Raw genomic sequence first — 3,579 nt, forward strand, 5'->3', positions numbered from 1 at the left:
GGGTGGGGGACCGGGGGAGGGAACCCCTTTTTGCAAAAAGGGGTTCCCTCCCCCGGAACACACACTGTTGTCCAATATTTTTCTTGACGCATTAAACGAGTTCGCATAAGTAATTCTGCTTCAGCGAACACTACACGGAGGAACGATCCTTGGCCAATCATAAATCCGCTCTGAAACGGCATCGTCAAAGCCTCTTGGCCCGGGCTCGCAACCGGGCGGTGAAGACCCGCGTGCGCAACGTCATCAAGGCCGTGCGCGTGGCCCTGGCCGGTGGCGACACCGCCGCCGCCGAGACCGCGCTGCTCACCGCCACGAAGGCCCTGGACAAGGCTGCCGGCAAGAAGATCATCCATTGGAAGACCGCTGCCCGCAACATTTCCCGCCTGTCCACCGCCGTCAACAAAACCAAACAGGCCTAGGGCGCTTCCTTCGCCTCGTCTGTTACGCCTTTTCGCCCGTCGCGGATTGCCGCGACGGGCTTTTGGTGTTTGTTCACCCAAGTTCATTTCTTTTGGAGCGACCTGCGGCCGGTTAAAGCACCGATCGGATCGCCTCCAGAATCCAGGCGCATTCGCTTTGCAGTTCCGCGTCCACGCTGTTCAGTCGCCAGTGCAGGTACCGCGCCGTGCGCCGGGCCTCGTCCGCGTCCCCGGCCAGGGTCTGGATGCGAAAGAGCTGATAGATGTTCTCGACGGTCTGCTCGATGCGAAACGAGCGGGCCATGGCCTCGCGCGCGTCCCCGTGCCGGCCGCAGAGCGCCAACGCCAGGGCGCGCAGGCTCCAGGCCCCGGAATTTGCGGCATGGGCGGCCACAAGCGCCCGGGACAGGGATTCGGCCAGATCCGGGCGGTTGCGTTCCAAAAGCAGCCGCAGCCGTTCGCTGTCCGCCTCCCAGTCGGCGGGAGTGGCCGGAGACGGCCAGTTCCCAGCCAAATGCTCCCGCAGTCGCGGCGCAAAGCGCTCCATGTCCCGGTCCGGGATGGTGTAATGCCGCAGCTGGTAGTCGAAATCCGCCATCTTGTGCCGAAAGGCGCTCGTTGGCATGTCGCCCCGGCCGCGTTCGATTTTTTCCCGAAAATCCTGACGGGACCGGAAAAAATAGTGGTTGAGCTGTATCCGGTCGTTGTGGTGCGGTCCGTAAGGCCCGGGCAGGGGAAAACCACCTTCACCCACGCAGCCGTTTCCCTCGGTATAGGCGAAATGGTGCGGGGACAGGGGGGCGCGCACGGCGTGAGGCTTGACGATGCTTTTGATGTGGAGATTGACCGGGGCGGCGTAGTCCGAACGGTGGGTGTAGTTCTCAAGGACAAGCCCGGGCGGGGTCTCATGGCCGGAGGAGCCGAACATGACCCAGTTGACGCCAAGGCCGGCAGCGTCCTCGAAATCGGTCAGGAGCAGGCGCAGGTCGTCTTCCCGGCGCGGCAGCAAAAACTCGTCCACGTCGATGAATCCAAGCCAATGCGTGCCCGGACCATACGTTTTCAGGCAATGGGCGTAGGCGTCGAGCTGTCGGGCCGGGCCGGCAATGGTTTCCACGGTGCAGGGGAGATGCGCGGCGTAGGGGGCCAGGGTCTCGGCCAGGGGGATGCGCGAACCGTTATCGTAGATGACGAGCCGTTCGACGCCAAGCATGGCGTGGTAGGCCGCCCACTCGACAATGAAGGCGTTTTCGTCTTTGGCGATGCAGCACAGGGTCAGGTAGTCCATGGGACGGCGACTACGGTTTTATGTAGGCATAGCCTTCGGCCTGGCGCGCAACCAGCTCCACCACGCCGGCCGGCACGATCTCGCACACCGGGCAGAGCCACTCGGGGGCAAGGCCAAAATGCCGCAGCGCATTGCGGCAGACGCGGACTGTGAGCCCCAACCCGGCGGCTTCGGCGAGCGCCTGCGCATGTGCGCCGTCCGCGCCCATGAGCTTGATGGCCGGGCCATTGACCAGGAGCACGGCCGTGAAACGCTCCTGGGGCAGGGCGGCGTAATAGTTGCGGATATTGGTCAGCGCCGCATCGAGATGGGCGGCGTCCTCATCGACATGGAACACAACGTCGTAGCGCATAAACGATCTCTCCTTGCCGGAAGGCTCTATCAGACGATGCGCAGCCGCGCCATATCCGGGCGCGCCGCGACCACCCGGCCGACCACCGCCGCCAGATCGCCGGCATCGAGCAACATCCGTCGCGCCGCCGCGACCTTCGCCTCGGGCACGGCCAGAACGAGTCCCCCCGAGGTCTGGGCGTCGAAGACCAGATCGGACTGGATCGGATCGAGGCCGCTTGCCACCGAAACGGTCCTGGCACAGTAGTTCCGGTTGGCGAAGCTGCCGGCCGGCAGCATTCCCAGCCCGGCCAGTTCAACGGCCTGGGGCAGGAAGGGAACCTCGGCAAGCCGGATCTCCACGGCAACGCCCGAAGCGGTCGCCATTTCCAGCAGATGGCCGCCCAGGCCGAAGCCGGTCACGTCCGTGGCCGCCTTGAGCGAAAGTTCCCGGATCACCCGGCCACCAGCGGCATTGAGCCGTCCGGCCCAGGTGAAAAGCTCGTTTTCGAGCACGACCGGATCGCCGAAATCGCCCTTGAGCGCCGTGGCCAAAACGCCCGTGCCGAGCGGCTTGGTCAAAATAAGGATGTCGCCGGGCACAAGCCCGGTGTTGGTGGCGAAAGCGCCCGCATCGACCAGCCCGGATACGGCCAGGCCGTATTTGACCTCCGGGTCCTCCACGCTATGCCCGCCGGCCGGGACCGCCCCGGCCTCCAGAACGGCGTCCAGCCCGCCGCGCAGGATTTCGGCCAGCACCTCCCGTTCCATGGTCTTTATGGGAAAGCATACGATGTTCATGGCGGAAAGCGGCGTGCCGCCCATGGCGTAGACGTCGGACAGGGCGTTGACCGCCGCGATGCGGCCGAACTTGAAGGGATCGTTGACAATGGGGGTGAAGAAATCCACGGTCTGGACCAGCCCCCGGCCGTCTGGAAGGCGCACCACTGCCGCATCCTCGTTGACGCCGGAAGCCGTCAGCAGGCGAGGATCGGTTACGGGCGGCAAGCCCTGCAAGACGGCCTCCAGGTCCCCTGGAGGGATCTTGGCCGCTCAGCCGGCGGCGGTGACGGTCTTGACCAGTTCGATGCTCATGGATTTTCCTTGTTGATTGCCATGGTAAGATCATGCACCAGCGCGTCGCGGTCAAGGCCGAAACGCGCGGCCAGTCCGTTTATCGTCTCGAAAAGCCCCTGGCACAGCAGACAGCAGCCCGCCATCGCGTCGAAGCTGCGAAAAACGTCCTGGGTGGCCGGATGGGCCGCTACCAAGTCCAGGACCGTCACGGCATCCGGGTCGAACGGCGGCGGTTCTCCTGGCAATCGATTCATATCAATCCTCAAGAGCGTAAAAATAACAAGTTTAATTTATTATCAATTTTAAAAGGTGGCAGGCCAATGTCCCTGGGTGGCGCTATTTCCAGGCAAAGCCAATATGGGACTCGTTTGATTCATTTCGTCCGTTGCCTGGCCGTCGGGAGGGGACGCGGCCACGCGCGGCGCATATTTGAAGAATACGCCTTCGCGTCCGCGTCCCCTCCCG

General features: G+C 63.8%; 5 protein-coding genes. 1 reads left to right on the plus strand and 4 read right to left on the minus strand.

What is annotated here, in order from left to right:
- Positions 1 to 149 precede the first annotated feature (149 nt).
- The gene (rpsT, locus tag ACMZ6R_RS20245) at positions 150 to 419 is read left to right on the plus strand and encodes a 30S ribosomal protein S20 (protein WP_416114761.1); all 270 of its coding nucleotides are present in this window, start codon (positions 150 to 152) and stop codon (positions 417 to 419) included.
- 112 nt (positions 420 to 531) lie between these two features.
- Here rpsT and ACMZ6R_RS20250 read toward each other — a convergent pair whose 3' ends face one another.
- The 4 genes from ACMZ6R_RS20250 to ACMZ6R_RS20265 are packed head-to-tail and all read right to left on the minus strand — an operon-like array spanning position 532 to position 3,368.
- Positions 532 to 1,707 carry a glycosyltransferase family 2 protein gene (locus ACMZ6R_RS20250; RefSeq protein WP_416114762.1) on the minus strand — a complete coding sequence of 392 codons (1,176 nt, stop codon included), beginning with the start codon at positions 1,705 to 1,707 and terminating at the stop codon, positions 532 to 534.
- A 10-nt stretch (positions 1,708 to 1,717) separates the two neighbouring features.
- A complete protein-coding gene (locus ACMZ6R_RS20255; protein ID WP_416114763.1) occupies positions 1,718 to 2,059 on the minus strand; it encodes a DsrE family protein in 342 nt (113 codons plus the stop codon).
- A gap of 29 nt (positions 2,060 to 2,088) precedes the next feature.
- Positions 2,089 to 3,132 carry a selenide, water dikinase SelD gene (selD, locus tag ACMZ6R_RS20260; protein ID WP_416114764.1) on the minus strand — a complete coding sequence of 348 codons (1,044 nt, stop codon included), beginning with the start codon at positions 3,130 to 3,132 and terminating at the stop codon, positions 2,089 to 2,091.
- Complete coding sequence (locus ACMZ6R_RS20265; RefSeq protein ID WP_416114765.1) at positions 3,129 to 3,368, minus strand: hypothetical protein; 240 nt, start codon at positions 3,366 to 3,368, stop codon at positions 3,129 to 3,131. The genes selD and ACMZ6R_RS20265 overlap by 4 nt, the downstream gene beginning before the upstream one ends.
- Between the last annotated feature and the right edge of the window lie 211 nt (positions 3,369 to 3,579).

The sequence above is a fragment of the Solidesulfovibrio sp. C21 genome (assembly GCF_047785625.1).
In the GTDB taxonomy this organism is placed as follows: Bacteria; Desulfobacterota; Desulfovibrionia; order Desulfovibrionales; family Desulfovibrionaceae; genus Solidesulfovibrio.